Here is a 16,047-nt window from a genome sequence, read left to right as displayed (position 1 = left end):
CGCTGGTCTGCCGCCCGCTTGACTGCGGGCGCCGTGACGTTTCCTCCGCAACCACCTAGCTCCGTCTTATGTCGTCGAATCTGATGTCGAAGCGCGCCAGGTATTTGCTCAGGCGGTCGGCGTCGTTGCTGCTTTTCTTTTCCAGCCGTGACTGAGCGAACAGGGCGCGGCCGGCGGCGCTGAGCGTCGGGTGCTCGCGGCAGGCGTGGATGACGGCGGAGAGTTGGACTGCGTCGAAGCGGTCGAGGCGGGCGGCGGCTTCCGTGCCGAGCAGGTCCTGAAGGGTCGCATCGTCTGCGTCCTTGACCGACGACGTGTGCCAGAACGCGTTCAGGCGTTGGACTTCGTCATCGACGACGTCAGTCGTGATGCGTCCGTGTGGCGCCAGCGTCGCCATCCGGGTGACGGAGGCCGAGAGGTCGCGGAAATTGGCGTTCCAGACGCCCTGAGGCCCGGTTGCAAAGGCCAGATAGCGTTCGCGGGCTTCCTTGTTGAAGGTGATGTTCTCGCCCTCGCGTTCGAGAAAGCGTTTCAGTTCGAACTCCAGATTGGGCTCTATGTCCTCCCGCCGTTCGCGCAGGGCCGGCAGTCGAAATGTCCAGAGATTGAGGCGCGCATAGAGGTCTTCGCGGAACCTTCCCTTGGCGACCTCCACGCCGAGGTCGCGGTTCGTGCCGGCGAGAAGCTGGAAGTCCGCGGAAACTTCGCGGTCCGCGCCGACCGGCAGGAAGCGTTTCTCCTCGATCGCCCGCAGGCACATGGCCTGTTCGTCGAGGCCGAGTTCACCGATCTCGTCGAGGAAGAGCACGCCCTGGTCCGCCGATTTGAGCAGGCCGGCCCGTTCGGTGGCGGCCCCCGTGAAGGCACCTTTCACGTGCCCGAACAGGGTCGACATCGCCTGGTCGCCCCTGAGTGTCGCACAATTGACTTCGACGAAGGCGCCGCTCGCCTTCCGTTCCGATTTTTTCAGTTCATAGATACGGCGGGCAAGCTGCGATTTTCCGGCGCCGGTCGGTCCGGTCAGCAAGACGGGCGCGGTCGAGCGGATCGCCACGCGTTCGATTTCGTCGATCATCCGGTTGAAGGCGACGTTGCGGGTCGAGATGCCCGACTTCAGGAAAGAGGCGGCGTCCTCACGTTCCGAGGCAAAGCGTTTGGCGATCTCGTCGTAGCGCGACAGGTCCAGGTCGATGATCCGGTGCGTGCCGGCGAAATCCTGGCCCGGTTCGCGGTCGCGCGGTGGCGACAGTTGAAGCAGTCGGGCGGGAATGATGCGGGCCTCGGTGAGCAGGAACCAGCAGATCTGCGCCACGTGCGTGCCGGTGGTGATGTTGATGAGATAGTCTTCGGCATCCGGGTCGAAGGCATAGTTGCGGGCAAAGTCCCTAAGGCTGGTATAGACCTCCGAGAAATCCCAGGGATCTCTGAAATTGATGGTGTTGCTGCGCACTTGCGTGGCCGGCGATACGGTTTCGATGTCGCCGATGATCCGCCGGGCCAGCGGCGAGGCGTGATTGTCGTGGATCAGTTCCAGTCGGTCGACGAAAAGCCCGGGCTGTTGGCATAGCCCGACATTGGGCCGCCACCGGTTCCAGCGGTCCTCCCATTTGCCCATGTCGAGCGTGGTTCCCAGGATGCTGATGACGACACGACGTTTCATGATTATCCAAATTTATAAGAGCGTATATTCTGGGATAAGATATCTTGCGTTGCGTCGTTTCGCAAATTTTCGTCGAAATTCGTCGCCAAAAATTTTTATCGTTTTAAAACAATAATATGAATGAGCAGAGATTGATTTTTCTGCGGAGTTTTCGAAACTGGCACGCCTCTTGAATTGTATCTGGCATGAAACGAACAAGAGGTGCCGTCATGGTCAACAAGGCGATCTTCAAAACCTATCTCGGAAAATTGCTTCCGGGCACGGACACGAAAAACCACGCAGCCGCGCCGGCCTATAGGCTGACCCCGCGCGAAGCGTTGGCGCAGTATGCAGTGACGGGAACCTTCAACGGCACGTTTTACGCCGACGGCGCAGAACAACTCGAGGCGGTTAGGGCGCTGGCAGTCGAGGTCGAGCCGGAATTCGTGGCCAAGGTGGCAGTCTATGCCGCCGAGCGTGGTCACATGAAGGATATGCCGGTGATGCTGCTGGCCCTGCTTTCGAGCCTTCAAAGCGACGTCTTTGCCCGCGCATTCCCGCGTGTGGTCAAGAGCGGCAAGATGCTGCGCGGCTTCGTACAGGTGATGCGTTCGGGCGCGGCAGGGCGCAAGTCGCTCGGCACGCGGCCGAAGAAGGCGGTGCAGGCCTGGCTGGAGCACGCCAGCACGATGCAGGTCCTCAGGGCAATGGTGGGCAACGATCCATCCTTGGCCGATGTGATCCGTATGGTTCACCCGCGGCCGGCCACGCCGGAGCGACAGGCATTTTACGCCTGGGCGCTCGGCAAGCCGCACGATTACGCGGCGCTGCCGGACGTGGTGAAAGCTCTGCAGGCCTTCAGGCGCGATCAGACCCAGCCGCTGCCGGACGTTCCGTTCCAGTTGCTGACGTCTCTTGCCCTGACGCGGGAGCATTGGGTCGAGATCGCAGCCAAGGGCGGCTGGCAGATGCTGCGGCAGAACCTCAACACCTTCGCGCGCAACGACGTGTTCGAGGTGGAAGGGGTCGCCGAGGCGATCGCTCGGCGCCTCGCGGATCCGGACGAGATCCATAGGTCGAAGGTCTTCCCCTACCAGTTGATGATGGCGTGGAAGATGGTTGACGGTCAGGTGCCGGAAGTCGTGCGAGACGCATTGCAGGATGCGATGGACATCGCCGTCGGCAATGTGCCGTCGCTCGCCGGCCATGTGGTGTTGTGCCCGGATGTTTCCGGCTCGATGGGTTCGTCCGTGACCGGCTACCGCCAGGGCGCCACATCCGCGGTTCGTTGCATCGACGTTGCCGCGCTGATGACGGCCGCATTCCTGCAGCGCAACCCGCAAGCACGCGTGTTGCCGTTCGAGAACAACGTGGTGAACGTCAGCCTCAACCGGCGAGACACGGTCATGACCAATGCCGAGAAACTGGTTGCCGTCGGCGGTGGCGGAACGAACTGCTCCGCACCGTTGAGGGCGCTCGCAAACGAGAAGGCCAAGGTCGATCTCGTCGTTTTCATCTCGGACAATGAATCCTGGGTGGATGCGACCCGGGGCGGTCATGCAACGGCCGTCATGGAGGAATGGGCAAGGATCAAGCGGGTCAACCCGGCTGCGAAGCTGGTCTGCCTCGACATCCAGCCCTATGCCACGACGCAGGCGCCGACACGGGACGACGTTCTCAACATCGGCGGCTTCTCGGATGCCGTCTATGGGGTCATCGCGTCCTTTGCCGCCGGCACCAACGGAGCGGACGGCTGGGTGAAAACCATCGAGGCGACCGAACTCTAAAAACAAGGCAATACCCTCGCGCCGCCGTGAACGGCGCGGGGGACCGTGACGAATGCCGGTTGAAACTACAGATCGTTAATCTCCAGGTCGCGGGTTCAAATCCCGTCGGGTCCTCCACTTTGTGGACCCGTAGCTCAGCGGATAGAGCAGGACGTTTCACCACACCTCGTCGTCACGGACCACAGACATGGCGAATGCAAGAGGAACTACATGGCCGCGGCAGGTTCGAATCCTGCAAGGGATCACGCATCCCTTCGGTAGCGGGGCGTTTCTCAATCACTTGTCGCCAGGACCGAATGCAGCGGCGAATGCCGGACGGAACTACATCGCCACCACAACTGGATGGCCTGGCAGGTTCGACTCCTCCTCGGCATACGCTCTCTGGCACGAGCGGGGCCATCCGGTTTCGTCCACCCTCGTCGCCGCCGCATGGCTTTCAATGACGTCCGCCTGGCGGGCGTGAAATGCCCGGCGAATGCCGGCAGGACTACAGGTAGAGCGGCTCGCCGGTTTCGGCGGGCAGGTCGGATGTTCAAGTCATCCCGCTTCCCGAAAGGCGGAGCGTAGCTCAGCAAACCGTCCTGCCAACACTCGTCGCCGGGAGACGACCCACAGCGAATGTCGCTGGACCATTGGGTCGCATCGCGCCACGACCGTGGCGGCAATGTCTCCGGCCTACGCTTGTCGGTTGGGTACAAGATGAAACACAGAGCACAGAAGGACTGCGAACGCAGAAAAGAAGATGACCGAGATAATGAGCGGACAGGATTTGATCGATGCCGGCATGAGCCAGGGCAAGTGGTTTCGCGATGCGCTGGACGCCGCCAACAGGGCGCTTAGCGCCGGCAGCTCCATGACCGATGCGCTGGAAATCGCTCGTGGCTATCAGCCGGGGCCGACCCTGCCGCTGAAGGCCGCCAACGACGTGCCGATCCACATGAACATCCGCGCCGAGAACGCCCACGAACAGGAGAATATCGAAAAGGTGAGCGCGACCATGCGCGAGCTCGCCCGCACGCCGGTCGTGCGGTCGGCGGCGATCATGCCTGACGCCTGCCCGTCTGGACCGGTCGGAACAATCCCGGTTGGCGGCGTGGTCGCGTCCGAAGCGATCCATCCGGGCATGCATTCGGCCGATATCTGCTGCTCGATGGCGATCTCCATCTTTCCGGGCGTGGCCCCGAAGGCGTTGCTCGATGCCGTGCATGCGGTGACGCATTTCGGTCCGGGTGGTCGTCCGCGCGGCTCCCAGATCAAGCCTTCGGAAGCGACCCTGTCGGCGTTCGAGGAAAACCCGTTGTTGAAGGATTTCATCAGCATCGGCATCGACCACTTCGCCACCCAGGGCGACGGCAACCACTTCGCCTATGTCGGACAGATGAAGTCGACTGGCGAGACGGCGCTCGTCACGCATCACGGATCGCGTGCGCCCGGTGCGCGGCTTTACGATCGCGGCATGAAGATCGCCAACCGGTTCCGTGAGGAGCTGTCGCCCGAAACGCTCCGGGACAATGCCTGGATTCCGGCCGACAGCGACGAGGGGGAAATGTACTGGTCGGCATTGCAGACGATCCGCCAGTGGACGAAGGAGAACCACTACGCGATCCATGACATGACGGCGGAACGCTTGGCTGCGCGTGTCGGCGACCGCTTCTGGAACGAGCATAACTTCGTTTTCAGAAAGTCCGACGGCCTGTTCTATCACGGCAAGGGGGCGACGCCCGCCTTTGACGGGTGGGCTGGCGATGCGACCGATCTGACGATCATTCCGCTCAACATGGCGGAGCCGATCCTGATCGTGCGTGGGTCCAATGCGGCTCACGGACTCGGGTTTTCGCCGCACGGGGCCGGCCGGAATTTTTCGCGTACGGCACATATGCGCCGGCTCGGCGACGATTTCGGTGCAGACGGTCGCGGGCTCAGCCCGAACAACATCGCTGCCGTCATGGAGCGCGAGACCGTCGGCCTCGACGCACGCTTCTTTTCCGGCCACCCCGACGTTTCGGAGTTGCCGAGCGCCTACAAGAATGCCGCGGCCGTTCGGGAGCAGATCGCCGAGTACGGCCTTGCCGACATCGTCGACGAGGTGATCCCTTACGGATGCATCATGGCGGGCGACTGGCAGAAGGATGCGCCCTGGCGCAAGAAGCGCCGATAGATTGAGGAGAAGGCGGGCTTGTCCCGCCTTCTCTGTGCAATTTCCCCTGAGCCTTACGTCTTGCGTCGCCCCGGTGCGATTGCCTGAGCTGTCGCCGTTTGCCGAAGCCCGCGCAAGGCGGTGCCGTATTAAGCGATCTTCAGCGCTGCCGATATCTCCGACAACGTGGCTTTCTCGGCGTCGCTGACGGCGACGCCGCCGAAGCCGAGGAAGCCACCCTCCTTGGCGGCTTCCGCTACCCGTTGGCTGATCTGGTAAAGCCATGCGGTGAAGGCCGCAGCGTCGTCAGGCGCCTTGACCTCGACGGTGGTTCTGGCCTGCTGCAGTGTCTCTATGCATCTGGCCTTCATGTCTGCGGCTTTGGCGCCCTTGAGTTTGGCCTGCAGGCCGTCACGGGCGGCGGTGCGTCCTTCCGAGGTTTCGAAGTCGGCGACCAGCGCTTTGACAAGAGGATTTGCGCCGTCAGACTTTGCCTGGAGAAGGGCAGTGCTGCTGGCGAGACCTTCCTTCATCATGCCCCACAGGCCGCTCGGTTCCGCCGCAGTCACGGCAATACCGGCCATCATCACGCTCTCCAGAAGCAGCGCCCATTCGTCCGCGGTGAATGTCGATTTGTCAGCCATCGCTGACCTCCTTTGTCTGTTTTCGTGACCACGACAGGCCGCCACCTGGCGGCTTGTCGTGCAGGCGGTCGTTCCGGATGTCAGGTCGTCAGCGCCGTCAGCTTCGACTTCAACGCGTCGATCGCCGGCTTCAGGATGTCCGACACGCCGGGTATGGCCAGAACCTTGTCGAACAATGTGTTGAGCGTCGGCATCATCGGCGTGATCACTGCGACAAGGGCGGCCTTTTGTTCTGCCGTCATTTGGCCGGCCACGCTGCTGACCTTGTTAAGACCGTTCAACACACCTTCCAGTTTCGGCAGCGCTGCCGTGGCCGAAGCTGCGTCGGTAACGCCGGTCAGTGTCGTCTGCAGGTTTGCCAGGCCGCTCTTGATCTCCTGCCCGACATCGATCCCACCGACCGTCAGGTTCTGTTCGGCCGTTCCGGCCTGAGGCGGTGCCGGCTCGGTTGGTCTGCCGAACAGGTAGAAGAGTAGGCCGGCAAGCACCAGAATGCCGATCACCCAATAGAGCCATCGCGACCCCGGTGCCGCCGTTTCTGCGGCACGCTGGCCGGCACTGCTGACAGCACTGGCGGAAGCCCGGGCAGCTTGGCCGGCGGCCTGCGTGGCGGAGGCCGCCGCAGATTGCGCATTGGCGCCAAGCGCGCCGAGCAGGCCGGTACCGCCCAGCAGATCCCTGACGCCGGACGGCAATGCGGCGGCGATGTTGTCCTTTTGGCTCGCGAGCAATCCGGCAATGCCGTTGGCGCTAAAATCTCCGCCACTTTGACGGGCAAGCCCGCCCATGACCAGGGGCGCGAGCGTGGCCAACAACGAGCCACTCGCCCTTTGATCCATGCCGGAAACGCCGCCGACGGCACTTGCCAGTGCGCTGCCGTTGTTGGCTCCAAACAGGGACGAGACGATTTGCGATCCGCTCTGGGCGAGCGAAGCCTGATCGCCGCCCGTAAGCATTCCGAGGAGATTGTCGAGCGATCCGCTCTGCTGCCGGGCGGTCTCGGCGATCTTCTGTGCGCCGCCCGGTTGCGTAGCGACGCCAGACAGACCTGCCAGTAGCGCAGGTATGGCGGCCCCGACAGCACTTTGTACCTTGCTGCTATCGAGCCCGAGCGCCGAGGCGATGCGTGCGATCATGTCCGGGGTAAGCATTTGCGCGATGTAGGAAACAAGATTGCTGGCCATGGGCTTTTCCTCCACGTGATGTCGTCGGAAAACGACGGCAATCATGGAGCGGTCGTCCGACGGCGCGGCAATTGGCTGCAAGCAATTCGCTGTTATCTGATTGTCGGCTGCAAGACCGGTTCGTCTGGAACCCTCGGCGCACAAATATTAGCACTTGTGGATGCAGCTGGCCAGTTCCAGGCAACTTGTGGAACGGCTGAGCCCGATGCGGGCAATGCTTGCTCCTGCCATCGGCGCGTCCGCCAAAGATGGCGCGGTGTGGTCGGCATCTGCGCAAGAAAACCGAACGCGATCCTAGCGAGACGGCTGGAGCGTTGCGGCTTGGCGATACGCTCAAACGCCGCAGCCGCGATCGCGACCTGGGTTGCGCGTGCGATCTCCGGCCCTGGGGCCGGAGATCGCACAGTTCGGCTTACTTCTTCGGTGCCTTCTCTGCAGGCGTCGGTGCCGCCTGCAGGTTGCCGAGAAGCGACGAGATCGCGTTTTCGCCGTTGAAGCCTGCTTCCTTCAGCAGTTGGTCGACGATCGGCTTGTTGGCCTGGTAGGACAGGAGCTGGCCCGCCAGGCCGTCGCCAAGGCCGATGCCGTTCGTAGCACCTTCGCCGCCGCCGTTGCGGCCGAGCATGCCGCCGGTGTCGAAGATGCGGATGTCGGAGATCTTCTCGATCGGCTTGACCGCTTCGGCCAGCGCTTCGGGAATGATGCGGATGCGTTCGCGCAGGATCTCGAACTCGATGATGGCGGAGCTCAGCTTGTTGCGGGCGTCGTTGAGCAGCGCCTCGCTTTCGGCCGCAGCCTTGCCGGTTTCGAGCACGCCCTTGGCCTTGATGATGGCGGCGTCGGCCTCAGCGGTGGCAAGCGTCTTGATCGCATCGGCCTGGTCGAGGGCCGCCTGCTTTTCGGCTTCCGCGCCGACGGTCACGGCCGTTGCTTCCGTTTCGGCGTTCTTGCGGGCGTCGATGACGGCGATCTGGCGTTCGCGTTCGGCGATTTCCACGGCCTTTGCCGTCTCCACCTTTTCTTCCGCGGCAATGGCGAGCGCGCGGGCGGTTTCAGCCTGGGCCTTGGCCTCGGACTCTTCCCGGCTCTTGTTGGCAACGGCGATGGCGCTCTCCTGCGAAACGATCTGCAGGTCGCGGCGGGCTTCGGTGTCACGCTGCTGCACGGCGCGGGTGGCGTCGATGTTGGCGCTTTCGCGCGCCTGCTTGGCAAGCGCTTCGCGCTCCGCGATCGCCTGTTCTGCGGCGATGCGGGCCTCTTCCTCGGCGCGCTTGGCCGCCTGTTCCTGCTGTGCGGTTTCGGCGCGCGTGGCGGCCGATTTGTTGGCGATGTCGCGTTCCTGGTTCAGTTCCGCCTCGCGCTTGGTGCGTTCGATCGTCAGCGATTGCTGGCGGGCTTCCAGGTCCTTCTGGGCGATCGCGACTTCGGTGTCGCGCACGATCTCGTTGCGCTCCTTCTTGCGGCCCTCGGTGATGCGGGTCAGCGCCGCAAGACCATGGGCGTCGAAGAAGTTGTTGGCGTTGAAGTGCTTGATATCCGTCTGGTCGAGCCGTGTCAGCGAAACGGACTCGAGCTCGAGACCGTTCGACTGCAGGTCGGCGCCGACGGCTTCCTGCACTGCCTTGACGAAATCCATGCGCTGTTCCTGCAGCGCGTCGAGGCTCATCGTGGCGGCAACCGAGCGCAGGCCGTCGACGAACTTGGCCTCGATCAGCACGCGCAGCTGTTCGGCGTCGTTGGTGCGGTCGCCGAGCGTCTGGGCTGCCAGCGCGATCGAGGAAGCATCGGGCTTCACGCGGACATAGAATTCCGCGCCGATATCGACGCGCATGCGGTCCTTGGTAATCAGCGCATCGCCTTCGCCGCGCCGGACTTCGAGGCGCAGCGTCTTGAGGTTGACGCGGGCGATCGAGTGGAAGATCGGCAGCACGATGGAGCCGCCGTCGAGCACCACCTTCTGGCCGCCGAGGCCGGTGCGCACATAGGCTTCGTCGCGGCTCGAGCGGGTATAGAGCGATGCAAGAACAAAGCCGATGCCGAGGATCAGGACGATGCCGATGCCGGCCGGCACCAAGAGTTCATAAAACATGGTTGCTCCGTGAGACTTTAAGACGAGGGAATATTAAGGATTGGGCGGCGTCAGCAGGTCTGCCGGCGCCGATATCGCAATGAAAATGTTGGAAACGCGGTCGACCACCAGCACCTGCGCGCCGATGGCGATCGGTTGCTCGTTGCGGGCAGCGCGTGCGCGCAGCACATGCCAGTTGCCGTGGCGGTCCTTGAGGCGGATGCGTCCCGGCAGGCCCTGGTCCAGCGGGCCGACGGTGACTTCGCCGCTGCGGCCGACGAAGTCTCCGAGATCGACGGCATAGCTTTCGTCGCGCGGCACGATCTTTGCCACCCATCGGCTCGACATCCGAACCGCGGGCAGCGAGACGGCGAGGGCCGGCAGCGCCGCGACAAGGGCCGGCAACGGCGCCCACAGGGCCCCGGCCACCGCCTGGATGACAAAGCCGGTCATCGCGAAGAGGCCGAGGAAAAGCATCAGGAGGACCAGCAGCGGCACGCCGCCGACATTGAACCAGGACATCAGTCCGCCCAATGCGTTGTGGTCGTCCAGCCAGGCCTTGTCGATCGCCTCGCCCAGCGAGAAGCCGAGCAGCAGGCAAAGGAGCTCGATGCCGGTGAAGGCGGCTAACATCACCGCCGCAACCGCGAAGGGTAGGGATTCCGGGGCGAGGAAGAACAGCATGGGCGTTAGTGCTGCTTTGCCTTGAGCGCGGCCAGCCTTGCCTCGATCGCCTGGTCGCGATGCAGGCGGTCGAGTTCGTCCAGCTCGGCGCTGCTGCTGTGTTCTCCGCCCGGTACCCCCGTGGCGCGGGAGACGGCGGCAGCGGCGCGGGCCGCACCGTCCACCGGGCTGGGCTTCGCCAGGCCAGAAACCTTGCTGTCGGGGAATTGGGCGATGCTGCGCTTGAGATCGGCAAGCCGCGCCTCGGCCTCGCGGCGGGTGGCCAGCACCGCCTGCAGCGCCTGCTGGCCCTCTTCGAGATCGGTGCGGGCGCCGGCGAGCGCCTTGTCCAGCGCGGCCAGCTGCGATTCCAGGTCGATCTGGCGGGCGACGCCGGCCTTGGCGAGGTCTTCTCGCGCGGCGGAGATTGCGGTGCGGATCTTTTCGTCCAGCTTTTCGAGATCGGCGCCGATTTCGTCGCGGCGGCTGAGGATGCGATACTCCTCGGCGCGCGCCTGGCCGATATCGACCCGGGCCTCTTCGGCGGCCGCGTCGATTTCGCGGAGTGCCTGCTCGACGATCACGATCTTGTTGCTGCCTTCCGCCTTGTCGACGGCGGCATTGGCGAGACCGGCGATCAAGCGGCCCATGCGGGACAGGATGCCTTCATTCGTCATCATTTTCTTCTCCGTTCGGTCGGAATGCGGGGTGACGCCGATGTGGATCTGATAGCCGCCGTCCTGCGCAACGAGTTGGGCGGCGAAGATATTCAGGGTGCCGGACGTATAACCGGCGACGTCGTATGGGATCGCGACGCGACCGCGCACGGTGGCGACGGTCAGGTCCGACGGTCCCTTGATTGCAAAAAGCTTGTCGTCCAGCGGCAGCCGGCCGGCATTGGCCTGCTGTCCGCGATTTGCCGCGAAGTCACGCAATCCCAGCGTGACCATGCGTGCCGGAAGCCCGGTGCGCTCCCGGACCGTTTCGTAGGCAAGTTCATGCAGCGTTACGAGGTTGGCGCCCGCCTTTTCGCCGGCGAGTTCATCGAGCATCGCCAGCATGTCGGCGTAGGCCACGAAGGTTTCTTCCAGCGCGTGTCTGGCGTCCGCGTCCGGCGCGAGGTCGTAGCACAAGATCGACGTGTGGTTGCTCTGGGCCATGAGCAATAACATAAAGCACCGCTTTCGTGCTTTCAAGGATCTGCTCAGGTTTAAGTTGCAATTTTCTTTTGTTGAACGCGCGCAACGGTCGCGGCGCCGGCAATGCGGGTTGCAGCGGGGAGAAATGGGCGTCGAAAGCGGACGATTGACCGGTGGGTTTATTCCGCCGCGTTGTTGCGCAGCCAGGTTTCCAGCGCGGCAATCACTGAGAGCCGCAGGCTAGCGCCCTTCGCCAGGGCGCGGGTGAGGGACAGGTCGTCGCCGGCAAATCCCATCTCGGCCATGATGTCGTTCGCCCGCATCCGGCGGCGGTTCATGATCGCGCGGATTTCGGCGATCGTTTCGGGAAGCAGGTAGCGACCGCTGGCAATCGCCGGGGGCGATGCAAGCGGTGGATCGATTTGAGCGCGCGGAGCAAGCCCGTCGGCGGCGCCGTTGCTGCTCAGCCAATTGAGGAACGTTTCACGCTCGGCCGGGCTTGCCTTGGTCCAGGAGTTCTTGAGCTTGTCGAGGCGCGTGCGCTCGTCCTTGAGCCCTGCCACGATAAGCGCCTTGCGCAGCGACGGGATGCGCCCGGCGATGAGATCCGCATGGATATCAGGGAAATCGAGCTTCAGGCGCTGCACGTCCGCGGTTTCGTCGCTCTTGGTTTTCTTCGACATGCTCATTCCCGCGCCGTTCGTCCGCGACATGCTCTAGCGTGCTCGGCCGCCCGGCGCGAGCGAAATAGGTCGCTATCCTCTATCCTTTGTCGGCCGGCCTCGTTAGGGAACGCAAGGAGAGTAACGCGACGTTGCGTGCAGAATGCCCTTTGCCGGACATCATGCATCCAGCTTTACGCAAGTCCCTTCGCCTATCGTCACCTCAATGGCCGGGATGTGACACGGCGAATAAAGGACAATGATATGTCAAACGATATCGAGCATTACCGCGATCCATCCGATTCGATGGTTGCCCTCTATCTCGCGAACAATGACGGCGACGAACTGACCGACGTGCTGGTCGCTGCCCTTGAAGATGCCTTCCGCATCCTGAGCGACGAGATCTCCGGCGAAACGATGCACTGAAGCAGGGCGCGTCTCCCCGGCGGGCTACCCCTCTGGGCCGATCCACCATCGGTTGCGAATCGGCGAGGAAACATCCTATCTTCGCCCGATTCTAACCGGCGACGTGTCGACCTTTTCGAGAGAGTTCGGAATGCGTGTCGCCAGCACGAGGGGCGAGGCGCAGGATGACAATTTCTATCTGGCATTGGGTGGTGATTTTGCTGGTCATCGGTGTGCCCGTCTGGCTGATCCTTCGCGCCCTGAAACGTTGACGCTATGCCCGCAGGCGGGCGCGCGGCTGCAGAGGACAGGGCTTTGCGGATCCTGTTTGGACGGCCCCGTCGTCGCTCCGGCACCCTTGTCCATAACGACTGCCGCCCCGGCCTGCTTACAGGCCGACGATCCGTGGCATGACCGCCGGCTGCTGCTCAGCTTTCCTGCAGCAACGCTTCGGCCGAAAGAGCGACGGATAGAACCGTCGCATCGGTTCCGTTTCTCCCCACCAGCATCAGTCCAGCCGGACGCACGAGGCCCGGCATCGGCAGGGTAATGGCCGTGAGATCGAACTGGTTGGCGACCTGGCAGTTGCGCAGCAGCAGACTTTCCACGCGGTCGTATTCTTTGGCGTCGTTGTCGACGCTGGCAATCGACACGGCGGCAATCGGCGTCGTCGGCAGTGCGATGAGGTCATAGGGCGAAAGCCGCTCGTCCATGGCGAGGGTGAGCGCATGCCGGGTTTGCAGCAGATCCGAGATCGCCGCGTCGGCCACCAAGATGCGGCGGCGAAGCGAGACTTTGACCCTGTCGTCAACGGGGGCGGTCTCGTCGTTCAGCCAGCCGGCGTGGACACGGCTTGCCTCTAGGCCCGCAATCGAGCCGATGCGTGTCGCTTCGCCGAGTTTCTCGATCAAGTCGTCGATGGTGCAGTCGACGATCTCAGCGCCCGCTTTCTCCAACCGGTCGAGGCTCGCTGTGAAGGCATCGGCGACTTCGGGGGAGAGGTCTTCAAACAACCTGCCGCGGGGGATGCCGATCCGTAGGCCTGCGATCGAACGGCCGACGGGCGGTTTTGGTTGCTCGCCGGCCATCACGGCGTCAGCTGCAACGCAATCGGCAACGGTCCGGGCGAGCGGTCCGAGCGAATCGAGAACCGGCGAGAGCGGAAAGGCACCGTCGAGCGGGATGCGGTTCGCCGTCGGCTTGAAGCCGACGATGCCGTTCAGCGCCGCAGGGATGCGGATGGAGCCGCCGGTGTCGGAGCCGATGGCGATGTCGCAGGTACCTTCGGCCGCCGAGACGCCGGCCCCCGAAGACGAGCCGCCGGGGATCAGGCGCTCGTCGGTGGCGTTGCCGGGCACGGGGTAGTGCGGATTAAGCCCAACCGCCGTGAAGGCGAATTCGGTCATATGCGTCTTGCCGATAATCACGGCGCCGGCAGCGCGCAGCCGCTGGACAACGAGCGCGTCTTTTTGGGCCGGCGGCGCATCGCGGCGAATGATGGAGCCGGCAAGCGTCGGTTCGCCGGCGACATCCAGCAGATCCTTGATCGAAACGATCTTGCCGTCGAGCGGCCCAAGGCTGTCCCCCTCCTGCCGGCGACGGTCGGCTGCGTCGGCCTCGCGGCGCGCGCTCTCTTCGTAGAGACGGACGAAAGCCTTTTCCGCGTGCCGGCGATCGTTGAGCCGGCTCAGGATCTGTTCCAGGCGGTCGCGGACGGAGACGTTGGCGGCGTGGGGCACGATGATCACCTGTCGAATAGGGGCCGCCATCGGCGGCAGGGGCGGGGTCGTTGCCTGGGTTCACCGAGGTCAACGACGGTCACCTTGATAGCAGCATTGGTGGCGATTGCCATCGTGCCATTGTCGCCGCGGCCGGCGCCGACCTTCACCGAACTGTCGCCAAACCGTTCAAATAGTTTCATGGCCCTGTTACGTCGCTGACACCCAGATGACCAAAGGTCCGGCACGCGCGGTGGCGCTGCCGAATCGGAGGTCTGTTTGGCCGATATCCTCAAGACGCTTTCAAGGCGTTCTTTCCTGCTTTCCGCCGGTGCCGCGGGCTTCGTGGCCTCATCCGGTCTCGCGACGCCGTTCTATGCGCGCGGCTACGGGCGGCCGGAATTCATTCATGGCGTGCAATCGGGCGATGTCGACACGTCGTCGGGCATGATCTGGGCGCGGGCCGATCGCCCGTCGAAGGTGTCGGTCGAATATTCGACCACCGAGAGCTTCACCAATCCCTTTCGCCTTGCCGATCTGACAGCGACGTCGCAGACGGACTGTGCGGTCAAGTGCTCGCTCGATGGGTTGCTGCCGGACCAGGACATCTTCTATCGCTTCACCGCCACGGATCTCTACGACGTGAACCGCGTCTCCGAGCCGGTCACCGGCCGGTTCCGCACGGCCCCCTTGCGCAAGCGCTCGATCCGCTTCGTCTGGTCTGGCGATACCGCCGGGCAGGGCTGGGGCATCGACGATGTCGGCATGAAGACCTATTCGACGATGCGCCAGCACGAGCCGGACTTCTTCATTCACTCCGGCGATACGATCTATGCGGACAACCCGATCCCCGACGAGATCAAGCTTCGCGACGGCGGCATCTGGAAGAACCGGGTGGTGACGCATGAAAAGCGCGACGTGGCGCGCACGCTCGAAGAATATCGCGGGCAATGGAAATACAATCTGCTCGACGAGCATGTGCGGCAGCTGAACGCCGTCTGTCCCACTTTCTACCAGTGGGACGACCATGAGGTGCTGAACAACTGGTCGGCCTCGACCGACCTTCGCGACGATGCCCGCTATCCGGAAAAGGATGTCGCTGTCTATGCCGAGCGGGCGGCACGAGCGTTCAACGAGATGACGCCGATCCGCAACGTTGCGACGCAGCCCGGCCGCATCTTTCGGAAGATCGCCTATGGCCCATTGCTCGACGTGTTTTTCGTCGACCTCAGATCCTATCGCGGCGCAAACCAGGAAGACGGCGGCGGCGCGCTGTTCGGCTGGCGGCAGGTCGATTGGCTGAAGCGCGAGCTGGCTGCCTCGCGGGCCACCTGGAAGGTGATCGCCTGCGACATGCCGATCGGTCTCGTCGTCTGGGACGATTACACCAACCGGCGCGGTTCGGACGCGATCGCCAATGGCGACAACGGTCCGCCCACGGGGCGCGAACGCGAGTTTGCCGATCTTCTGCGCTTCATCCGCGACAACGGCATCGACAATCTCGTCTGGCTGACGGCGGACGTGCATTACACCGCCGCGCATCACTACGATCCGGGTCGCGCCGCCTTCAAGGATTTCACGCCGTTTTGGGAGTTCGTGTCCGGGCCGCTGCATTCCGGCACCTACGGGCCGAAGGAGCTCGACATGACCTTCGGGCCGGAGGTCCGCTTCATCAAGGCGTCCGGCGGCGGCATCGACAGCAACCTGCCGCCATCGGCCGGCCTGCAATTCTTTGGCATCGTCGATATCAACGGCCAGACACAGCAAATGACGGTGCGGTTGATGGACCGGCAGGACCAGGAACTCTGGCGCGTGACGCTCGATCCGGCCGCAATTGCATGAGGAATTCGGTCGCGGCCAACAGCTTTCCAAACGGCGTTCGCGAGACCCCTGGCGAGTGCAAACCCATGGCCTACCGGCATTTGACCACGACGCTGATGCGTGCGCCCCCCTTTCGCAATCGCAAAAAAACCTGTATGAGCGCGACCATTGAAAAAGCGG

General features: G+C 63.5%; 12 protein-coding genes. 4 read left to right on the top strand and 8 right to left on the bottom strand.

Annotated elements, in window-relative coordinates; genetic code table 11:
- Nucleotides 1–55: 55 nt before the first annotated feature.
- Complete coding sequence (gene rtcR / locus ACIQUG_RS29640; RefSeq protein WP_402325825.1) at nucleotides 56–1,660, bottom strand: RNA repair transcriptional activator RtcR; 1,605 nt, start codon at nucleotides 1,658–1,660, stop codon at nucleotides 56–58.
- Between the two features lie 209 nt (nucleotides 1,661–1,869).
- Between rtcR and ACIQUG_RS29635 the strand changes: the two genes are divergently transcribed.
- The gene (locus ACIQUG_RS29635) at nucleotides 1,870–3,426 is read left to right on the top strand and encodes an RNA-binding protein (protein WP_402326058.1); all 1,557 of its coding nucleotides are present in this window, start codon (nucleotides 1,870–1,872) and stop codon (nucleotides 3,424–3,426) included.
- Nucleotides 3,427–4,180: 754 nt separating this feature from the next.
- Nucleotides 4,181–5,584, top strand: coding sequence for an RtcB family protein (locus ACIQUG_RS29630; RefSeq protein WP_402326057.1), 1,404 nt, complete (start codon nucleotides 4,181–4,183; stop codon nucleotides 5,582–5,584).
- A 128-nt stretch (nucleotides 5,585–5,712) separates the two neighbouring features.
- Here ACIQUG_RS29630 and ACIQUG_RS29625 read toward each other — a convergent pair whose 3' ends face one another.
- The 6 genes from ACIQUG_RS29625 to ACIQUG_RS29600 all read right to left on the bottom strand — a co-directional run bounded on the left by ACIQUG_RS29625 (nucleotide 5,713) and on the right by ACIQUG_RS29600 (nucleotide 11,944).
- The gene (locus tag ACIQUG_RS29625; RefSeq protein ID WP_402325824.1) at nucleotides 5,713–6,207 is read right to left on the bottom strand and encodes a hypothetical protein; all 495 of its coding nucleotides are present in this window, start codon (nucleotides 6,205–6,207) and stop codon (nucleotides 5,713–5,715) included.
- Nucleotides 6,208–6,287: 80 nt separating this feature from the next.
- Nucleotides 6,288–7,391: a DUF937 domain-containing protein gene (locus tag ACIQUG_RS29620; RefSeq protein ID WP_402325823.1), complete on the bottom strand. Its 1,104-nt coding sequence runs from the start codon at nucleotides 7,389–7,391 to the stop codon at nucleotides 6,288–6,290.
- A 412-nt stretch (nucleotides 7,392–7,803) separates the two neighbouring features.
- Nucleotides 7,804–9,480: a flotillin family protein gene (locus ACIQUG_RS29615; RefSeq protein ID WP_402325821.1), complete on the bottom strand. Its 1,677-nt coding sequence runs from the start codon at nucleotides 9,478–9,480 to the stop codon at nucleotides 7,804–7,806.
- Nucleotides 9,481–9,513: 33 nt separating this feature from the next.
- Nucleotides 9,514–10,143 (bottom strand): OB-fold-containig protein, encoded by a 630-nt coding sequence (locus ACIQUG_RS29610; RefSeq protein WP_043619967.1) that lies wholly within the window; start codon nucleotides 10,141–10,143, stop codon nucleotides 9,514–9,516.
- 5 nt (nucleotides 10,144–10,148) lie between these two features.
- A complete protein-coding gene (locus ACIQUG_RS29605) occupies nucleotides 10,149–11,282 on the bottom strand; it encodes a PspA/IM30 family protein (RefSeq protein ID WP_402325820.1) in 1,134 nt (377 codons plus the stop codon).
- A 158-nt stretch (nucleotides 11,283–11,440) separates the two neighbouring features.
- On the bottom strand, nucleotides 11,441–11,944 hold the full coding sequence (locus tag ACIQUG_RS29600) for a hypothetical protein (RefSeq protein ID WP_402325819.1): 504 nt from the start codon (nucleotides 11,942–11,944) through the stop codon (nucleotides 11,441–11,443).
- Between the two features lie 243 nt (nucleotides 11,945–12,187).
- On the opposite strand from ACIQUG_RS29600, the gene ACIQUG_RS29595 reads away from it, so the two are divergent.
- Nucleotides 12,188–12,349, top strand: a complete 162-nt coding sequence (locus ACIQUG_RS29595; protein WP_192450991.1) for a hypothetical protein — start codon at nucleotides 12,188–12,190, stop codon at nucleotides 12,347–12,349.
- Between the two features lie 407 nt (nucleotides 12,350–12,756).
- Here ACIQUG_RS29595 and ACIQUG_RS29590 read toward each other — a convergent pair whose 3' ends face one another.
- Nucleotides 12,757–14,067: an amidase gene (locus tag ACIQUG_RS29590; protein ID WP_402325818.1), complete on the bottom strand. Its 1,311-nt coding sequence runs from the start codon at nucleotides 14,065–14,067 to the stop codon at nucleotides 12,757–12,759.
- 258 nt (nucleotides 14,068–14,325) lie between these two features.
- Here ACIQUG_RS29590 and ACIQUG_RS29585 point away from each other — a divergent pair, with 258 nt between their 5' ends.
- The gene (locus ACIQUG_RS29585) at nucleotides 14,326–15,888 is read left to right on the top strand and encodes an alkaline phosphatase D family protein (protein ID WP_402325817.1); all 1,563 of its coding nucleotides are present in this window, start codon (nucleotides 14,326–14,328) and stop codon (nucleotides 15,886–15,888) included.
- Nucleotides 15,889–16,047 lie beyond the last annotated feature (159 nt).

This window comes from Ensifer sp. NPDC090286, from assembly GCF_044769565.1.
GTDB lineage: Bacteria > Pseudomonadota > Alphaproteobacteria > Rhizobiales > Rhizobiaceae > Ensifer.
This window is presented reverse-complemented; position numbering and strand designations above follow the sequence as displayed.

What these genes read in the sequence shown, in the direction of transcription:
- rtcR (WP_402325825.1), bottom strand. Translation starts at nt 1,660, where the DNA reads ATGAAACGTCGTGTCGTCATCAGCATCCTGGGAACCACGCTCGACATG.
- ACIQUG_RS29625 (WP_402325824.1), bottom strand. Translation starts at nt 6,207, where the DNA reads ATGGCTGACAAATCGACATTCACCGCGGACGAATGGGCGCTGCTTCTG.
- ACIQUG_RS29620 (WP_402325823.1), bottom strand. Translation starts at nt 7,391, where the DNA reads ATGGCCAGCAATCTTGTTTCCTACATCGCGCAAATGCTTACCCCGGAC.
- ACIQUG_RS29610 (WP_043619967.1), bottom strand. Translation starts at nt 10,143, where the DNA reads ATGCTGTTCTTCCTCGCCCCGGAATCCCTACCCTTCGCGGTTGCGGCG.
- ACIQUG_RS29635 (WP_402326058.1), top strand. Translation starts at nt 1,870, where the DNA reads ATGGTCAACAAGGCGATCTTCAAAACCTATCTCGGAAAATTGCTTCCG.
- ACIQUG_RS29600 (WP_402325819.1), bottom strand. Translation starts at nt 11,944, where the DNA reads ATGTCGAAGAAAACCAAGAGCGACGAAACCGCGGACGTGCAGCGCCTG.
- ACIQUG_RS29595 (WP_192450991.1), top strand. Translation starts at nt 12,188, where the DNA reads ATGTCAAACGATATCGAGCATTACCGCGATCCATCCGATTCGATGGTT.
- ACIQUG_RS29630 (WP_402326057.1), top strand. Translation starts at nt 4,181, where the DNA reads ATGAGCGGACAGGATTTGATCGATGCCGGCATGAGCCAGGGCAAGTGG.
- ACIQUG_RS29615 (WP_402325821.1), bottom strand. Translation starts at nt 9,480, where the DNA reads ATGTTTTATGAACTCTTGGTGCCGGCCGGCATCGGCATCGTCCTGATC.
- ACIQUG_RS29605 (WP_402325820.1), bottom strand. Translation starts at nt 11,282, where the DNA reads ATGGCCCAGAGCAACCACACGTCGATCTTGTGCTACGACCTCGCGCCG.